The organism is Roseovarius lutimaris, assembly GCF_900115165.1.
In the GTDB taxonomy this organism is placed as follows: Bacteria; Pseudomonadota; Alphaproteobacteria; order Rhodobacterales; family Rhodobacteraceae; genus Roseovarius; species Roseovarius lutimaris.
In genome coordinates, this window is the sequence record NZ_FOVP01000017.1 from 82,169 (window position 1) to 97,802 (window position 15,634).

Sequence of the window (15,634 nt, forward strand, 5' to 3'; positions counted from 1 at the left end):
AGATGAAAGCAAGGGCGATGCGGGGCTGACCTCTGGACAGGCGCTTGGGCCGGGCCTAACGTCGCGAAAATAGTTCATCAGGGGATGCTTTCATGAAACTGATCTTTTCGCCGCTGTCGCCTTTCGCGCGCAAGGTGCGCGTTTTGCTGCATGAGACCGGACAATTGGGCGATGTCGAAATGGTCGATGTTGCCACCACGCCACTCGACACCCATCCGGACGCGGCGGCGGCCAATCCGTTGGGCAAAATCCCGGCTCTGGTGCGCGCCGATGGGCCGACGCTTTATGACAGCCGGGTGATCACCCGCTATCTGGATCATCGCGCAGGGGGCAGGATGTACCCGCAGGCGCGGCTATGGGATGTGCTGACGCTTGAGGCGACCGCCGAAGGGATCATGGAGGCCGCCCTGTCGATGACCTATGAGGCGCGGTTTCGCCCCGAAGAGGTGCAATATGCGCCCTGGGTCGACGCGCAGTGGCAAAAGGCGTCGCGGGCTCTGGCGGCGGTGAATGCGCGCTGGATGAGCCATCTGGCGGGGCCTCTAGACATGAGCCATATCGCCATGGGCTGTGCGCTTGGATATCTTGATTTTCGCCACGATGCGCGCGGTTGGCGCGTTGGCAATGAGGCGCTTGCCGATTGGTATGCCGCAGTCTCGGAGCGCGAAAGCATGGCACAAACGGCACCGGAGTAGCCAAGGCCACTGGTCGGGGTCTCGGCGCTTTGACTGGCGGGATGGAGGCGAGGTTTGCGCTCTACGACGGCAAATTTGGGGTCGCTCGACAAGGTCTGCGATCTTTGGGGGCGACAACCCAAGATTTGCCCATATATGCCCGGTTTGGGTGCATCACAAGCGCGACACTTGCGCGCCTTGATCAAATCAGCGGCATTGCGCACTGGACTGCCCTTGAAAGCCCCGCTAAATACCGGCCAAGACTGGTTGCGGGAATCCTGCGGCCTGAAACCCGTATGCGGCCGGTAACGGCGCTGATAAATGGAGTAAACCTCGTGTCCCACGCAGACGATCACGAAGGCACCCGTAGGGATTTCCTCTACTACGCCACCGCAGGCGCCGGTGCCATTACCGCCGGTGCGGCCATCTGGCCGTTGGTCAATCAGATGAACCCTTCGGCCGATGTGCAGGCGCTTGCCTCTATTCGCGTCGATGTGGACGGCGTTGAGCCGGGCACGCAGATCACGGTGAAATGGCTGGGCAAGCCGGTGTTCATCCGCCGCCGCACTGCGGAAGAAATCGAAGCGGCCCGTTCGGTTCCGCTTGACGATCTGATCGACAAGAACGCGCAGAATCGCAACGATATGTCGCTGGATGCCTCGGATCAGAACCGCACATTGGACGAGGCCGGTGAATGGCTGGTCATGATTGGTGTCTGCACCCATCTTGGCTGTGTTCCGATCGGGGATGGTGCCGGTGATTTCGGCGGCTGGTTCTGCCCTTGTCATGGGTCGCACTATGATAGGGCCGGGCGTATCCGCAAAGGCCCGGCGCCAGAGAATCTTTGGATTCCAGTTGCCGAATTCGCTGACGAAACAACGATCAAACTGGGATAAGGAAACACAATTATGTCCGGCATTCCGCACGATCATTACGAGCCCAAGACGAACGCTGAGAAATGGCTGCATTCGCGCCTTCCCATCGTCGGGCTGCTTTATGACACCATCATGATCCCCACCCCCAAGAACCTGAACTGGATGTGGATCTGGGGTATCGTCCTGACCTTCTGCCTGGTGCTGCAAATCGCGACAGGCATTGTTCTGGCGATGCATTACACACCGCATGTCGATATGGCCTTTGCGTCGATCGAGCATATCATGCGCAACGTGAATGGCGGGCATTTCATCCGCTATCTGCATATGAATGGCGCCTCGCTGTTCTTTGTGGCCGTTTACCTGCATATCTTCCGCGGTCTTTATTACGGGTCCTACAAGGCCCCGCGTGAAATCACGTGGATCATCGGCATGTTGATCTATCTGGCGATGATGGGCACCGCGTTCATGGGCTATGTTCTGCCCTGGGGCCAGATGTCGTTCTGGGGGGCCACGGTGATCACCGGCCTGTTTGGCGCGATCCCGTTCATTGGCGAATCGATCCAGACCTGGCTTTTGGGCGGGCCCGCAGTTGGCAACGCCACGCTGAACCGCTTTTTCTCACTGCACTATCTGCTGCCCTTCGTGATTGCCGCGCTGGTGGCGCTGCATATCTGGGCGTTCCACACCACGGGCAACAACAACCCGACCGGTATCGACGTGCGCCGCACGTCCAAGGCAGAAGCGGATAAGGATACCGTATCGTTCTGGCCCTATTTCGTGATCAAGGATCTGTTCGCCATGGCGGTGATCCTGGTGGTGTTCTTCGCTGTTGTCGGATTTATGCCCAACTATCTTGGCCACCCTGATAACTATATCGAAGCAAATGCGCTTTCGACGCCTGCGCATATCGTCCCGGAATGGTACTTCCTGCCGTTCTACGCGATCCTGCGCGCCTTTACCTCGGATGTCTGGGTGGTGATGTTCGCCAGCTGGATCACCGGCGGTATCGTTGATGCCAAGTTCTTCGGGGTTCTGGCTATGTTCGGGGCGATTGCCGTGATGGCCTTGGCGCCTTGGCTTGATACATCTTCGGTCCGCTCGGGCCGTTATCGTCCGATGTTCAAGTGGTGGTTCTGGCTGTTGGCGATTGATTTCGTCGTCCTGATGTGGGTCGGCGCGATGCCGGCAGAACCGCCCTATTCGACGATCTCGCTGATCGCGTCGGCCTATTGGTTCGCCTACTTCCTTGTGATCCTGCCGCTTTTGGGCGTGATCGAGAAACCCGCGGCTCAGCCTGCCACCATCGAAGAAGACTTCGATGCGCATTATGGCAAAGCTGAAACGCCCGCTGAATAAGAAAGGACACAGGACAATGTTCAAGAAAACAGGCATTGCAGCCCTTGCTGCCCTGACCCTTTCCGCCGGTGGCGCATGGGCCGCAGGTGCCGAAGCGCATGTCGAGGATATCGCGTTCTCTTTCGAGGGGCCGTTTGGCAAATTCGACCAGAACCAGCTTCAGCGAGGCCTCAAGATCTATACTCAGGTCTGCTCAGCCTGCCACGGGATGCAATATGTCCCGCTGCGCACGCTTGGCGATGAGGGCGGCCCGCATCTTCCCGCTGATCAGGTGCGCGCCTATGCCGAGCAATTCGAAGTGTTCGATCCGGAGCTGGACGATACCCGCCCGGCGACACCGGTCGATCACTTCCCCGGCTCGGCGCTTGAAACCGCGCCGGATCTGTCGCTCATGGCGAAGAAACGTGCGGGCTTTCATGGCCCCTACGGCTCTGGTCTGAGCCAGTTGTTCAACGGAATGGGCGGACCGGAATACATCTATTCCCTGATGACCGGCTATCACGAAGCGCCCGAATGCGCGCCCGAGGATTTCCCCGGGAGCTATAACGCGACCTTCGCCGCCGGTGGCTTCCCTGACTCCTGCAAGGATGATCATGGCGGCCACACCGTACCCGGTAGCTGGATCGCCATGGGTCAGCCGCTTTGGGGCGATGACGTTGAATTCGACGACGGCACCGAAGCGACGCTTGAGCAAGAGGCAAAAGATGTCGCGGCCTTCCTGATGTGGACCGCCGAGCCCAAGATGATGGCGCGCCAGCATGCTGGTCTGGTTGGGGTTATCTTCCTGACACTGCTGTCGGTGCTGCTCTATCTCACCAACAAGCGGATCTGGGCCCCGATCAAGGGCAAGAAAACCCACTGATTACGAATTGGCTTGATAGAAAATTAAAGCCCCGCAGGTTTCGCCTGCGGGGCTTTTTCAATTGTCGGGCTTGATTTTCCTAGATTGCCCTACAAGGTTACGGTCGTAACGCAGAGGACATGACATGCGCATCAATGCCGATTTTTCACAACGGGTGGTGATTCGCCCAGATGACTATGACTGGGCCGAATCCCCTGCGGCGGGGGTCGAGCGGATGATGCTTGACCGGATTGGTGACGAGGTGGCCCGCGCCACCACCATTGTACGCTTTGCCCCGGAGTCGTATTTCGAGGCCCATACCCATGGCGGCGGCGAAGAGTTTTTCGTGCTTGAGGGTGTGTTTTCCGATGAAACCGGCGATTACCCGGCGGGCACCTATGTACGCAATCCGATCGGCACACGCCATAAGCCGCATACCAAAGAGGGCTGTACGATCCTTGTGAAGCTGCATCAGTTCGACCCCTCCGACAGCGTTCAGTTTCACATCGACACCACGACCGCCGATTTTGGGCCGGGAGATGGTAACGGCGTCACGGTCCTGCCGTTGCACAGCGCGGTGAATGAAGAGGTGCGCCTTGTCCGCTTTGCCCCCGGTGCGCGCGCGCCTGCGCATACCCACAAGAACGGCGAGGAAATCTATGTTCTCGAAGGCACCCTTGGCGATGAGCACGGCACATATCCGGCGGGCACATGGTTGCGCAGCCCGGATGGCTCTGGCCACACCCCGTTTTCCGACGAGGGCTGTCTTGTCTACATGAAAACCGGGCACCTGCCGGAGCAGTCCGCCGCCTAGCGCGGCAGCGGATTGCGCGCCTTGTTATAGGGGCGCCAATCGGTGATTTCGGGGTAATACATCTGGCGCCAACGACGGACGCGCGGGTTCATCACCCGGCGCCAGAGGGGCGGCACCATCGCCGCCATCGTCATCACCGGATAGCCATAGGGCAATTGCGGCGCCTCTGCCTCGGTGTAATTCTGCAATAGCGGAAAGCGGCGGTCGGGTTTGTAATGGTGATCCGAGTGGCGTTGCAGATTGATCAGCAACCAGTTTGATGCCTTATGCGCCGCGTTCCAGCTGTGCTGGGGTTTGACATGTTCGTATTTGCCGTTCCCAAGGTGTTTGCGGGTCAGGCCGTAATGCTCGACGTAATTGACCAGCTCAAGCTGCCAGACCGCGACAAAGGCCTGCCAGACAAAAAGCCCAAGCCCGACCCAACCGCCGATAAGCACCGCCAGAAGCAGCATGAACCCCTGCAAGGCCCAGTATTTGAAAAACGGGTTCTTAAGGTCGTGCCAGGGTTTGCCACGCCGCGCCAGCATCGCCTTCTCTGCCTTGAACGCCGAGATGAAACTTGCCCAAAGAACGCGCGGGAAAAAGCGGTGAAACCCCTCGTTATAGCGCGCCGTCACCGGATCGCGTGGTGTGCCGACATAACGGTGATGCACCAAGAGATGCTCGGATCGGAAATGCGAATAAAGCACCATCGCCAATAGGGCGTCACCCATGAACCGCTCGCCCCTGTCCTTCTGATGCATCAATTCGTGGCTGTAGGTGATGCCTACGGTGCCGGTGATCACCCCGACACCAAAGAACAGCACAATCGTTTCCAGTGCCGAGAGATGCGCATCTCCCGGTCCGGTCACATACCAGATCATCCAATACAAAAGCACAAACTCTATCGGCGCCCAGATCAGGGTGATAGCCTTGTACCAACTGAGCTGATCCTCGCCGGTCTCAAGGTCGGCGTTTTCAAGGTAAAGCCCAAGAAACGCATCAAGAATGGAAAAGAAATACCATGTGACCAGCGGCAGCAGGATCACGGTCCAGCTGCCATTAAGCGCGCCGATCATCGCAACTGGCACCAGTAAAAGCGACATCGCAAAGGGCAGGGCACGCTGGACCTTGGAAACTTGGGTGGCGGGGATCATGACAGGCTCCGACAGGGGAAATTGCGCATAGGTTACGCCCTATCTGTCAGTGTGCCTTGCGCGAGGTCAAATACCTTTCGCATCACGGTCGGAAGGTCGCTGCGTCGAAACGCATGTTTGGGCATGAAATCCCCCGAAACGGGCGCGGCATCCGCTTTGACGTGCGCAACCGCGATTCGCAGGCGCAGATGGAAATGGGTGAAGGTGTGGCGGGCCTCTTCGTCAAGCATCTGCCAGGCGGCCTCAAGCGGCGGCGCGGGGGTGGGGGCGTCATTCCAATCGCTTCCGGGCCAGCCAAGCATGCCACCCAAAAGCCCCTTGTCGGGGCGCCGCTCCAACAAAAGCGCGCCATCATGGCGCCGTGCGACATAGGCGATGCCAAGGCGGGTAGGCTTTGCCTTTTTGACCAGTTTTTTGGGCAACTCGGCCTGGGTGCCTGCCGCGCGCGCGGCGCAGGCGTTAACCCATGGGCAAATCCCGCAGGCGGGGGATTTGGGCGTACAGATCGTCGCGCCAAGATCCATCACCGCCTGCGCGTAATCGCCGGCGCGCGCCTCTGGCGTAAGGCGTGCGGCGGCGCGGGTCAGTTCCGGTTTGGCGGTCGGCAAGGGCGTGTGAATGTCATGCAGCCGCGCCATCACCCTTTCGACATTGCCATCGACAACCACCTCGGGGCGATCATAGGCAATCGCCGAAATCGCCGCCGCCGTATAGGGCCCGATACCGGGCAGGCCAAGCAGGCCCTCGGGCGTGTCGGGAAAGACCCCGCCATGATTGGTCACAACGGCGCGGGCGCATTTCAACAGGTTGCGGGCGCGTGCATAATAGCCAAGCCCGGCCCATTCACCCATGACATGCGCATCTTCGGCGGCGGCCAGATCGGCGACCGTGGGCCAGAGCGCGGTGAACCGCTCGAAATAGGTCCGCACCGCTGCAACGGTGGTTTGCTGAAGCATCACCTCGGAAAGCCAGATGCGATAGGGATCGGGCGCCACGCCGCCTGCGCGCGCACGCGGGGAAACGCGCCACGGCAAATCGCGCGCATTGGCATCATACCAGTGCAGCAAGTCCTGCGAATCGGCGGTGTCACGCATTCTTTATCCTCGCGAAAGGTTAGGGGGTGGCATGCCCCGCTACATGCCCTAAAATAGGACGTCTGAACAGGAGTCCAGCCATGGCCAGCCGCAAGGCGAAATCTTCGGGGTTCAAACGCACCTCGTCGCTTCTTCAGCACAGCATTCGCCGTGCCTCGGAGACGCGTGGCTTTGCGCAATCGCGGCTTCTGACCCATTGGGCTGAGATCGTCGGCGAAGATATCGCCGCCATCGCCCGCCCGGTCGAGATTTCCTATGGCCGTCAGGGGATGGGCGCGACGCTTTGCGTGCTGACGACGGGCGCGCAGGCGCCGATGCTTGAGATGCAAAAGGAAAAGCTGCGCGAAAAGGTGAATGCGGTCTATGGGTATAATGCCATTTCACGGCTGCGCATCACCCAGACCGCGCCGACCGGCTTTGCCGAGGGGCAGGTGGACTTTACCCATCGCCCCAAGGCGAAATCCGGCCCCGCCCATGCGCCCGAAACGCAAGCGGTTGCCGCAGAGCTTACCGCGCCGGTGGGCGACGAAGGGTTGCGCCTTGCGCTGGAATCTCTCGGGCGAAACGTTATATCGAAATCGAAACGCTGAACTGCAAAGGTGAGATGATGAATAAACTGATTGCAATCGGGGCTGTTGGCCTTGCCGTCGCCACGGGCGCGGCCTTTTGGGGCAGCACCGGAAGCACACCCAATGCGGAGCTGCCGCTTGGCGCGGTTTCGGCGCAAGAGGCGGCGGATGTCGATACCTCGGGGATCGTCGAAATGACGCTTGGCGCGGAAAGCTCCAAGGTGACGATTGTCGAATATGCGTCCTTTACCTGTCCGCATTGCGCGAACTTTCACAAGGGTCCGTTCAAGGAGTTGAAGGCGGAATATCTCGATACCGACAAGGTGACTTTCATTTACCGCGACGTCTATTTTGACCGCTTTGGTCTTTGGGCCTCGATGGTGGCGCGCTGTGCCGGACCCGAGAAATTCTTTGGCATTTCCGACATGATCTACAACCAACAGCGCGAGTGGACCGATGGTGAGCCCGTGAAAATCGCCGATAACCTGCGCCGCATCGGCAAGGTTGCCGGGATCGCGCCCGATCAGGTTGAGGCCTGTCTGAACGATAGCGAAAAAGCCAAGGCGCTGGTGGCGTGGTATCAGAAGAACGCCGAGGCCGATGACGTGAATTCGACCCCGACGCTGGTCATCAACGGCAAGAAATACAACAATATGAACTACGCCGATCTCAAGGCGATCATCGACGAAAAGTTGGCCGAGTAACTGGCCCTCTGCGTGTCGGGTCAGCTTAGCCCGACACGCGCAAGGGCCGCGTCAAACGGCCCCCAATCCTCGACTTCCAGGCGCACCGGCAGGGTAAGCACCTTGCGCCGGAAATCGGGCGGCAAGCGCACCGCGTCTTTTTCGGTGGTCACAAGCTGCGCGCCCAGAACGCTGGCCTCATGCTCAAGCCGTGTCATCAAGGCGGGCGTTAGAGGCTGATGATCCTCAAGCGCCTCACAGCGCGCCAGCGTTGCGCCAAGGCTGCGCAGGGTGGCAAAGAACTTGCCCGGATGCCCGATGCCCGCAAAGGCCAGCAATTTGGCGCCCTGCCACTCCATCCCGGTCTTGAGCGGCTCAAGCTGTCCCTTGAGGTGGGGTATGGTGATCTCGTGGCCCCAGTCTTTGACAAAGCGATCCTGCGCGCGCGGCGGGCCGATCGAGAGCAACAGATCGGCGCGCGCCATGCCCGCACTGACCGGTTCGCGCAGCGGCCCGGCGGGGATACAGCGGCCATTGCCAAAGCCCTTGACCGCATCCACCACGATTATCGAAATATCCTTGATCAGGTCGGGGTTCTGAAACCCGTCATCCATCACGATGCAATCGACCTCGTCGCTTTCCTCCTCTTGTGCAGCGGCGAGAAGCGCGCGCGCCCCCGCCGCGCGGTCGCGCGATACCCAAGCCGGGCCAAAGGCCGCCGCCAAAAGCGGCTCATCGCCAACATTGGCGGCGGTATGGCGGCGCGGGTCTACCTCGACCGGGCCGGTCAGGGCGCCACCATGGCCACGCGACAGGATCACCGGTTCCCTTTCCATCGCCTGAAGGTGCGAGACCACCGCAAGCACGGTCGGGGTTTTGCCGGTGCCGCCGGCATTGATATTGCCAACACAGATCACCGGCACCGGCGCACGCCAGCCCTCGCCCTGCACCAGTCTTTGCCGGGTGCCGCGCGCATAAAGCGCGCCGAGCGGTGTCAAGAGGCGCGCCTTGAGGCCGGGCCGCAGGCGCGGCCTGAACCAGAATGCCGGAGTTTTCATCGTTCCGACTCCAACAGATCCAGCCGGTCAAGCAACAGATCGAGAATGCTATCCGTCACCGCGGCGCCCTTTGATGCCACATCCCAGGCCGCATGCGCCATGGCTGCCGCCTGATCGGGGGCAATCAGCCGCTGTACCGCCGCCGCCAGAGTATCGGTATCGCGCACGATGCGGGCCGCGCCGGCCTCGGCATAGCGCGAATAGCGGTTCAGGTAACGCCCGACATTCGGGCCGTAAAGAATGGCAGATCCATGCGCCGCCGGTTCATTGGGGTCGCGGCCATATTGCCGCGAAACCAGCGAGGAGCCCATGAAGGTGATCGGTGACAAGCGATACCAAAGCCCCATCTCGCCGCGGGTATCGGCCAGGATGACCTGCGTCGTTTCGGTCGGCAGTTCGCCTTCGGACCAGACCGCATAGCGCCAGCCCTGCGCGTCAAGCGTCGCGCGGATCGCAGCGCTGTCGTCAAGTTTGTCAGGGACGATGATCATCAGGCTGCGATGGGCAAGGCGGCTGGTGTCGCGGTGGGCGCTCAGAAGGGTATCCAACTCGGACAGCTGAATCATCGCCGCAAGCCAGATCGGTCGCCCGCGCAACAGGCCGGCAAGCTCTTCACGCTCTGCATGGACATAGTCCAGCGCCATGGTGCCTTCCTGAAAGGGGCCGGTCACGCTGACGATGCGTTCGGGTGCGCCGTATCGGCGCAAGACGCGCGCGGCAGCCTCGGAGCGGGCCAGGATGGTGTCAAACCCACTCAGAATGGCGCGCGGCATATCCGGGAACCAGCGCCAGGCGGGACGCTCCAAAAGCGGCTCATCGGCATCCACGAGGTAACGCGGGATATCGGCCTTGTCCGCGCTGATCAGCAGGGCAGGCTTGAGGTCGCCCCCGGTCCAAAGGACGATATCTGGTTTCCAATGGCCAAGGAAGACCTCGGCTGCGGGGATTGAATCATCCGGCAGGGATTGCCAGATGACTGGCCCTCTGGCCTTGAGCCGTTCGGGGATGGGCCCGGAGGTGGTCAGAAGCATATGTGCGTCAGGGCGCTGTTGCGCCAGACGTTCCGCCAGATGCACAAGGGTGTCGGCGCGCGCCGTATCCACCGCATGCGCCCAGATCACCGGCCCCTCGGGGCGGGGAATGTTGGGCACAACGCCGCGCTTGCCGGTGCGGCTGGCATAGGCGAGATAGGCCGCCAGGCTGAGCGAGCGGCTCATGTCGGATCAGCCTGGATTTTCGGCTGGCACGGTCAATGCGCCGTCAAAGACCAGATGCAGGCGTTGGATCATGGGACGTCCTTGGGAATGCTGCGGGTGCGCGCAGGGTATTCCTTTGTGCTGTCGGGTCAAGCGACAGTACCGGCCATTCTGGCGCGTGCTGCCGGGTTGACGCGACGGCGGTGGCGGGGCAAGCACGTGGGCATCTTCGCAAAGGCCGTTCTCATGTCCAGAAAACCGTTCCTGATCCTGCAACTGCGCCCCGAAGCCGAGGCCGCCGATGACGAATTCGCCGCGATCCTGCGCAAAGGCGGGCTTGCGGACGCGCGCACGCGTCGCATCCGCCTTGATCAGGAGGCGCTACCGCAGGACCTCTGTCTTGCGGATTATGCCGGGGTGATCGTCGGCGGTGGTCCGGGCTGTGTCAGTGACGCGCCCGAGGATAAATCCCCGGTCGAGGCGCGGATCGAGGCGCAGGTAATGTCGCTCATGCCGCAGATTACCGCAGAGGATTTCCCCTATCTTGGCTGCTGCTATGGTATCGGTATTCTCGGCAAGCATTTGCAGGGCGATGTCAGCAAGGTGGCCTACGGCGAGCCGGTCGGCACCGCCGACTGCGCGCTGACCGAGGCGGGACGCGACGACCCGCTTCTGGACGGGCTGCCGCCTGCGTTTCAGGCCTTTGTCGGGCACAAAGAAGCCTTGCAAGACCTGCCGCCGGGATGCACTCACCTTATCAGCGCGCCGAGCTGCCCCTATCAGATGATCCGCTATGGTGCGCATGTCTATGCCACGCAGTTTCACCCCGAGGCCGATGGCGCGGGCTTTGAAACCCGGATCAACATCTATCGCCACAAGGGGTACTTCCCGCCCGAAGCCGCGCAGGACCTGATCGCGATGTGTCGCGCGGCAGATGTGCATGCGCCGGAGAAGATTTTGCGCAACTTCGTCCGGCGCTATGGGGAATAGGGCGGAATTTGAGTATTTTTACCAAGAAGAAGCAGGGGGCGGTGTCTGGGCCGCCCCCGTCTTTTATTCGGCGGCGACCTGTGATGCCGCGGCTTCGACCTTGACGGCGGAGAATTTGAACTCGGGGATTTTACCGTAGGGATCGACCGCCGAGTTGGTCAGGATATTGGCCGCCGCTTCGACATAGGCGAAGGGCAGGAACACCATGTCAGGAGAGACCGCGCGGTCGGCACGCGCCATGATCCGGATCGTGCCGCGTTTGGTGGTCAGTTGTACCATGCCGCCCGGCTCGACCCCGAGTTGGCGCAGGGTCGAGGGGTGCATCGAGCAGTTCGCCTCGGGCTCGACCGCATCAAGCACCGACGAGCGGCGGGTCATCGAGCCGGTGTGCCAGTGTTCAAGCTGTCGCCCTGTGGTCAGGATCATCGGATACTCTGCGTCCGGCACATCGTCGGGGGCGATCACGCTGGCCGGGGTAAAGCGCGCGCGGCCCTCGGGGCGCGGGAAACCGTCGCCAAACACCACTGCCTCGCCCGGTTCATCCGGGCCATGACAGGGGTAGGTCACCGCGTTTTCACGTTCCAGCCGTTCCCATGTGATGTTGTCGAGCGAGCGCATATTCTGCTTCATCTCGGCGAAGACATCGGCGGGGCTGTCGTAAGTCCAGTTCAGGCCGATCCGCCTTGCCAGCTCTGTGGTGATTGCCCAGTCCTCGCGCGCCTCGCCGGGGGGCGGCAGGGCCGGGCGGCCCATTTGCACCTGGCGGTTGGTGTTTGTCACGGTGCCGGATTTCTCGGCAAAGGCAGAGGCGGGCAGGATCACATCGGCATAGTTCGCCGTTTCGGTGAGGAAGATATCCTGCACCACCAGATGGTCGAGCTTGGCAAGCGCATCGCGGGCGTGTTCGACATCGGGGTCGGACATCGCCGGGTTTTCGCCAAGGATATACATGCCGCGGGTATTGCCCGCATGCACGTCATCCATGATCTCGGTGACGGTCAGGCCCTTTTCGGCGCTGAAGTCGCCCGATTGCCAGACCTCGGTAAACGCGCGGCGCACGCCGTCATCGGTCACTGTTTGATAATCGGGCAGGAACATCGGCACGAGCCCGGCATCGGACGCGCCCTGCACGTTGTTCTGACCGCGCAGAGGATGCAGCCCGGTGCCCGGGCGCCCAACCTGACCGGTCATCAAGGCCAGAGAGATCAGGCAACGCGAATTGTCGGTGCCATGGATATGCTGGGAAATCCCCATGCCCCAGAAAATCATTGCCGATTTGGCACCGGCAAAGGTGCGGGCCACCTCGCGCAGGGTTTCGGCCGGAATGCCGCAGATGCCTTCCATCGCCTCGGGTGAGAAATCGGCGAGATGCGCCTTTTCGGCCTCCCAGTTTTCGGTGTAGGCGTCGATGTATTGCTGATCGTAAAGCCCCTCTTCGACGATCACATGCATGATCGCGTTGAGCATCGAGACATCCGCACCGGGGCGGAATTGCAGCATATGGGTCGCAAACCGGCGCAGGCCGACGCCGCGCGGGTCCATCACGATCAACTTGCCGCCGCGTTTGGTGAACTGTTTGAAATAGGTTGCCGCGACCGGGTGGTTTTCGATCGGGTTGGCACCGATCACGATGGCCACATCGGCATTCTCGATCTCGTTGAAGGTGGCGGTCACGGCGCCGGAACCAACGTTTTCAATCAGCGCCGCAACAGACGAGGCATGGCACAGCCGGGTGCAGTGATCGACGTTGTTGTGGCCAAAGCCCTGACGGATGAATTTCTGAAACAGATAGGCCTCTTCGTTGGTGCATTTGGCCGAGCCAAAGCCCGCAACAGATTTGCCGCCATGGGTATCCTTGAGCGCCTTGAGTTTGTCGGCCGCCAGATCAAGCGCCTCGTCCCATTCCGCCTCGCGGAAATATTCCTGCCAGTTCGAGGGATCGACGTTCAGCCCCTTGGCGGGCGCATCCTCGCGCCGGATCAGCGGTTTGGTCAGGCGGTGCGGGTGGTGAATATAGTCAAAGCCAAAGCGGCCCTTGACGCACAGCCGACCCTCGTTGGCGGGGCCGTTCAGGCCCTCGACATATTTGACGCGGCCATCCTTGACCTTGAGGCTGATCTGACAGCCGACGCCGCAGAACGGGCAGATGCTTTTGGTCTCGCTGTCGAAATCGGCGCTGTCACCCTGCTGCGCCGCGTCCAGAACCGTGGCGGGCATAAGCGCGCCGGTCGGGCAGGCCTGAACGCATTCACCGCAAGCCACACAGGTCGAGGCACCCATCGGATCGGCCATGTCGAAGACCGGATAGGCATCATGGCCACGCCCGGCCATGCCGATCACATCGTTGACCTGAACCTCGCGACAGGCGCGCACGCAAAGACCGCAAGAAATGCAGGCATCGAGATTGACGCGCATCGCAACATGGCTGTCATCCAGAAGCGGAATGCGGCCCTCTTCAAGCCTGGGAAAGCGGCTATGGGTGACGCCGTTTGCGTCGGCCATGTCCCAGAGGTGGCTTGACTTGTCACGGGCCTCGGCGCGCTCGGGCTGATCGGCGACAAGCATTTCGATGACCATCTTGCGGGCATTCTCGGCGCGCGCGGAATTGGTGGTAACGACCATGCCATCGCGGGCCTCGCGGATGCAGGATGCGACAAGCGTGCGCTCGCCCTCAACCTCGACCATGCAGGCGCGGCAATTGCCATCCGGGCGATAGCCGGGGGTCGGTTTGTGGCAGAGATGCGGAATGACCAGACCCCGGCCATTGGCAACCTCCCAAATGGTCAGCCCGGCCTCGGCCTCGACCTGATTGCCATCAAGGGTGAATGTGATCCTGTCAGACATGCGCGCGCCTCCTCTGTTGGCGATGTTAGACCATGCAGCGCAGAAAGTGAGTCTGCCAATCCCGACACCTCACCGCATTTTTACGCCACTGCATGAGCAGAAGTTTCGTATCCGCGACATTGCGCGTCGCATGCAAATATTTCTCCGGGCACCTTTAACCCCGGCGCGCCCGGCGCTAACGTCGCGCCGGAGTGGGGCAGAGAAGGACGCGAACCTTGGCAGAGTTAATTCTGGTGCGGCACGGGCAGGCCAACAGCCATGCCACCGACGAGGCCAGCTATGATCGGCTGTCCGCCCTTGGGCACCGCCAGGCGGAATGGCTTGGCGCGCATCTGACCACGACCAATCCGCATTTCGATCAGGTCCTCACCGGGACGCTTAGCCGTCAGACCGAAACCGCGCTTGGTATGGGCTATGAGATCACCACCCGCGATCCGCGTCTGAACGAGCTTAGCTATTTCGCACTTGCCCATGCGCTTGAGGCCGAGCATGGCATTCCGGCCCCGCGCGAGGCGACCGAATTTGCCCGCTATCTGCCGCAGGTGATCGACCATTGGGTGCGCGGCGCGCTGAGCGATGTGCCCGAAACCTATGAGGATTTTGCAGGTCGGATCACCGCAGTGGTCGACGAGCTTTGCGATCAGCACGGCCGTATCCTTGTTGTGACCTCGGGCGGGGTGATCGGGATGGTGATGCGCCACGCGCTTGGGCTTGAAACACCGGGGATGGCCAAGGTCATGCTTCAGATCATGAACAGTTCGATGCACCGGCTCGAACATGTTCACGATATGCTGATGCTTGGCTCGTTCAACGCCACCCCGCATCTTGATACGCCGGACCGGGCCCATGCCCGGACCTTTATCTGACCCTGAAAGGACGCAGGATGAAACTTTACTATGCGCCAAAGACCATCGCGATTGCCGTGGCGATCACGCTTCACGAGGCCGGGATTGACTACGATCCGATCCGGCTTGATTTCCGCAACGGCGAACAGACCAAGGCCGAGTATCACAAGGTCAACCCCAAGGGCCGGGTGCCCGCATTGGTCACCGACCGGGGGATCATGACCGAAACCGGCGCCTTGCTCGATTACATCGCCGATCTGGCGCCTGAGGCGAACCTGCGACCGTCTGATCCTTACGCCGCCGCGCAGGTGCGGGCGGTGATGTATTATCTGGCCTCGACCATGCATGTGAACCACGCCCACAGGGCGCGCGGCACCCGTTGGGCCGATCAGGAAGCCTCGATCGAGGATATGAAGGCCAAAGCGGTGCAGACCATGACCGACAGTGCCACATTCATCGAAAATCACGTACTGAGCGGGCCCTATATTCTGGGCGATGAACTCTGCATGGCTGACCCTTATCTTTTCATCGCCTGCAACTGGCTTGAGGGGGATGGCGTGACCCTAGCCGATTTCCCGAAAATTCAGGCCTTCATGGCGGCGATGCGCGCGCGACCTTCGGTGGAGCGCGCCGTCAGCCTTGGCATGCTCTGAGGGGGC

15 protein-coding genes are annotated in these 15,634 nt (G+C 61.1%); 10 read left to right on the forward strand and 5 right to left on the reverse strand.

Going from position 1 to position 15,634, the window contains the following annotated elements:
- The first annotated feature begins 92 nt into the window (after positions 1-92).
- The 5 genes from BMZ91_RS15110 (at position 93) to BMZ91_RS15130 (ending at position 4,560) form a co-directional block, all read left to right on the forward strand.
- Entirely contained in the window at positions 93-695 is a 603-nt protein-coding gene (locus BMZ91_RS15110) for a glutathione S-transferase (protein WP_092840726.1), read from the forward strand.
- Between the two features lie 314 nt (positions 696-1,009).
- Positions 1,010-1,570: a ubiquinol-cytochrome c reductase iron-sulfur subunit gene (petA, locus tag BMZ91_RS15115; RefSeq protein WP_092840805.1), complete on the forward strand. Its 561-nt coding sequence runs from the start codon at positions 1,010-1,012 to the stop codon at positions 1,568-1,570.
- 12 nt (positions 1,571-1,582) lie between these two features.
- A complete protein-coding gene (gene petB / locus BMZ91_RS15120; protein WP_092840728.1) occupies positions 1,583-2,905 on the forward strand; it encodes a cytochrome b in 1,323 nt (440 codons plus the stop codon).
- Positions 2,906-2,921: 16 nt separating this feature from the next.
- The gene (locus BMZ91_RS15125) at positions 2,922-3,767 is read left to right on the forward strand and encodes a cytochrome c1 (protein ID WP_177193883.1); all 846 of its coding nucleotides are present in this window, start codon (positions 2,922-2,924) and stop codon (positions 3,765-3,767) included.
- A 124-nt stretch (positions 3,768-3,891) separates the two neighbouring features.
- Positions 3,892-4,560, forward strand: coding sequence for a cupin domain-containing protein (locus BMZ91_RS15130; protein WP_092840730.1), 669 nt, complete (start codon positions 3,892-3,894; stop codon positions 4,558-4,560).
- Here BMZ91_RS15130 and BMZ91_RS15135 read toward each other — a convergent pair.
- Both BMZ91_RS15135 and mutY read right to left on the reverse strand, forming a co-directional pair.
- Positions 4,557-5,696, reverse strand: a complete 1,140-nt coding sequence (locus tag BMZ91_RS15135) for an alkane 1-monooxygenase (RefSeq protein ID WP_092840732.1) — start codon at positions 5,694-5,696, stop codon at positions 4,557-4,559. The two genes, BMZ91_RS15130 and BMZ91_RS15135, sit on opposite strands and share 4 nt — an antisense overlap.
- Positions 5,697-5,728: 32 nt before the next feature.
- Positions 5,729-6,790, reverse strand: coding sequence for an A/G-specific adenine glycosylase (gene mutY / locus BMZ91_RS15140; RefSeq protein WP_092840734.1), 1,062 nt, complete (start codon positions 6,788-6,790; stop codon positions 5,729-5,731).
- A gap of 80 nt (positions 6,791-6,870) precedes the next feature.
- Between mutY and BMZ91_RS15145 the strand changes: the two genes are divergently transcribed.
- Positions 6,871-7,380 (forward strand): DUF721 domain-containing protein, encoded by a 510-nt coding sequence (locus BMZ91_RS15145; RefSeq protein WP_092840735.1) that lies wholly within the window; start codon positions 6,871-6,873, stop codon positions 7,378-7,380.
- A 17-nt stretch (positions 7,381-7,397) separates the two neighbouring features.
- Positions 7,398-8,063: a DsbA family protein gene (locus BMZ91_RS15150; RefSeq protein WP_092840809.1), complete on the forward strand. Its 666-nt coding sequence runs from the start codon at positions 7,398-7,400 to the stop codon at positions 8,061-8,063.
- Positions 8,064-8,083: 20 nt separating this feature from the next.
- On the opposite strand, the gene lpxK is transcribed toward BMZ91_RS15150, so the two are convergent.
- Entirely contained in the window at positions 8,084-9,100 is a 1,017-nt protein-coding gene (gene lpxK, locus BMZ91_RS15155) for a tetraacyldisaccharide 4'-kinase (protein WP_092840737.1), read from the reverse strand.
- Positions 9,097-10,317, reverse strand: a complete 1,221-nt coding sequence (locus BMZ91_RS15160) for a 3-deoxy-D-manno-octulosonic acid transferase (RefSeq protein ID WP_092840739.1) — start codon at positions 10,315-10,317, stop codon at positions 9,097-9,099. The genes lpxK and BMZ91_RS15160 overlap by 4 nt, the downstream gene beginning before the upstream one ends.
- Before the next feature lie 225 nt (positions 10,318-10,542).
- Between BMZ91_RS15160 and BMZ91_RS15165 the strand changes: the two genes are divergently transcribed.
- A complete protein-coding gene (locus tag BMZ91_RS15165) occupies positions 10,543-11,286 on the forward strand; it encodes a glutamine amidotransferase (protein ID WP_092840811.1) in 744 nt (247 codons plus the stop codon).
- 63 nt (positions 11,287-11,349) lie between these two features.
- On the opposite strand, the gene fdhF is transcribed toward BMZ91_RS15165, so the two are convergent.
- Positions 11,350-14,130, reverse strand: a complete 2,781-nt coding sequence (gene fdhF / locus BMZ91_RS15170) for a formate dehydrogenase subunit alpha (RefSeq protein WP_092840740.1) — start codon at positions 14,128-14,130, stop codon at positions 11,350-11,352.
- A 215-nt stretch (positions 14,131-14,345) separates the two neighbouring features.
- Between fdhF and BMZ91_RS15175 the strand changes: the two genes are divergently transcribed.
- Positions 14,346-14,996, forward strand: a complete 651-nt coding sequence (locus BMZ91_RS15175) for a histidine phosphatase family protein (protein WP_092840813.1) — start codon at positions 14,346-14,348, stop codon at positions 14,994-14,996.
- Positions 14,997-15,013: 17 nt separating this feature from the next.
- Positions 15,014-15,628, forward strand: coding sequence for a glutathione S-transferase family protein (locus BMZ91_RS15180; RefSeq protein WP_092840742.1), 615 nt, complete (start codon positions 15,014-15,016; stop codon positions 15,626-15,628).
- Positions 15,629-15,634 lie beyond the last annotated feature (6 nt).

Excerpts from the sequence above, each read along its gene's own strand:
- mutY (WP_092840734.1), bottom strand. The coding sequence starts at position 6,790 with ATGCGTGACACCGCCGATTCGCAGGACTTGCTGCACTGGTATGATGCC.
- BMZ91_RS15145 (WP_092840735.1), top strand. The coding sequence starts at position 6,871 with ATGGCCAGCCGCAAGGCGAAATCTTCGGGGTTCAAACGCACCTCGTCG.
- petB (WP_092840728.1), top strand. The coding sequence starts at position 1,583 with ATGTCCGGCATTCCGCACGATCATTACGAGCCCAAGACGAACGCTGAG.
- BMZ91_RS15125 (WP_177193883.1), top strand. The coding sequence starts at position 2,922 with ATGTTCAAGAAAACAGGCATTGCAGCCCTTGCTGCCCTGACCCTTTCC.
- BMZ91_RS15165 (WP_092840811.1), top strand. The coding sequence starts at position 10,543 with ATGTCCAGAAAACCGTTCCTGATCCTGCAACTGCGCCCCGAAGCCGAG.
- BMZ91_RS15160 (WP_092840739.1), bottom strand. The coding sequence starts at position 10,317 with ATGAGCCGCTCGCTCAGCCTGGCGGCCTATCTCGCCTATGCCAGCCGC.
- BMZ91_RS15135 (WP_092840732.1), bottom strand. The coding sequence starts at position 5,696 with ATGATCCCCGCCACCCAAGTTTCCAAGGTCCAGCGTGCCCTGCCCTTT.
- BMZ91_RS15110 (WP_092840726.1), top strand. The coding sequence starts at position 93 with ATGAAACTGATCTTTTCGCCGCTGTCGCCTTTCGCGCGCAAGGTGCGC.
- lpxK (WP_092840737.1), bottom strand. The coding sequence starts at position 9,100 with ATGAAAACTCCGGCATTCTGGTTCAGGCCGCGCCTGCGGCCCGGCCTC.
- BMZ91_RS15150 (WP_092840809.1), top strand. The coding sequence starts at position 7,398 with ATGAATAAACTGATTGCAATCGGGGCTGTTGGCCTTGCCGTCGCCACG.
- BMZ91_RS15180 (WP_092840742.1), top strand. The coding sequence starts at position 15,014 with ATGAAACTTTACTATGCGCCAAAGACCATCGCGATTGCCGTGGCGATC.
- fdhF (WP_092840740.1), bottom strand. The coding sequence starts at position 14,130 with ATGTCTGACAGGATCACATTCACCCTTGATGGCAATCAGGTCGAGGCC.
- BMZ91_RS15130 (WP_092840730.1), top strand. The coding sequence starts at position 3,892 with ATGCGCATCAATGCCGATTTTTCACAACGGGTGGTGATTCGCCCAGAT.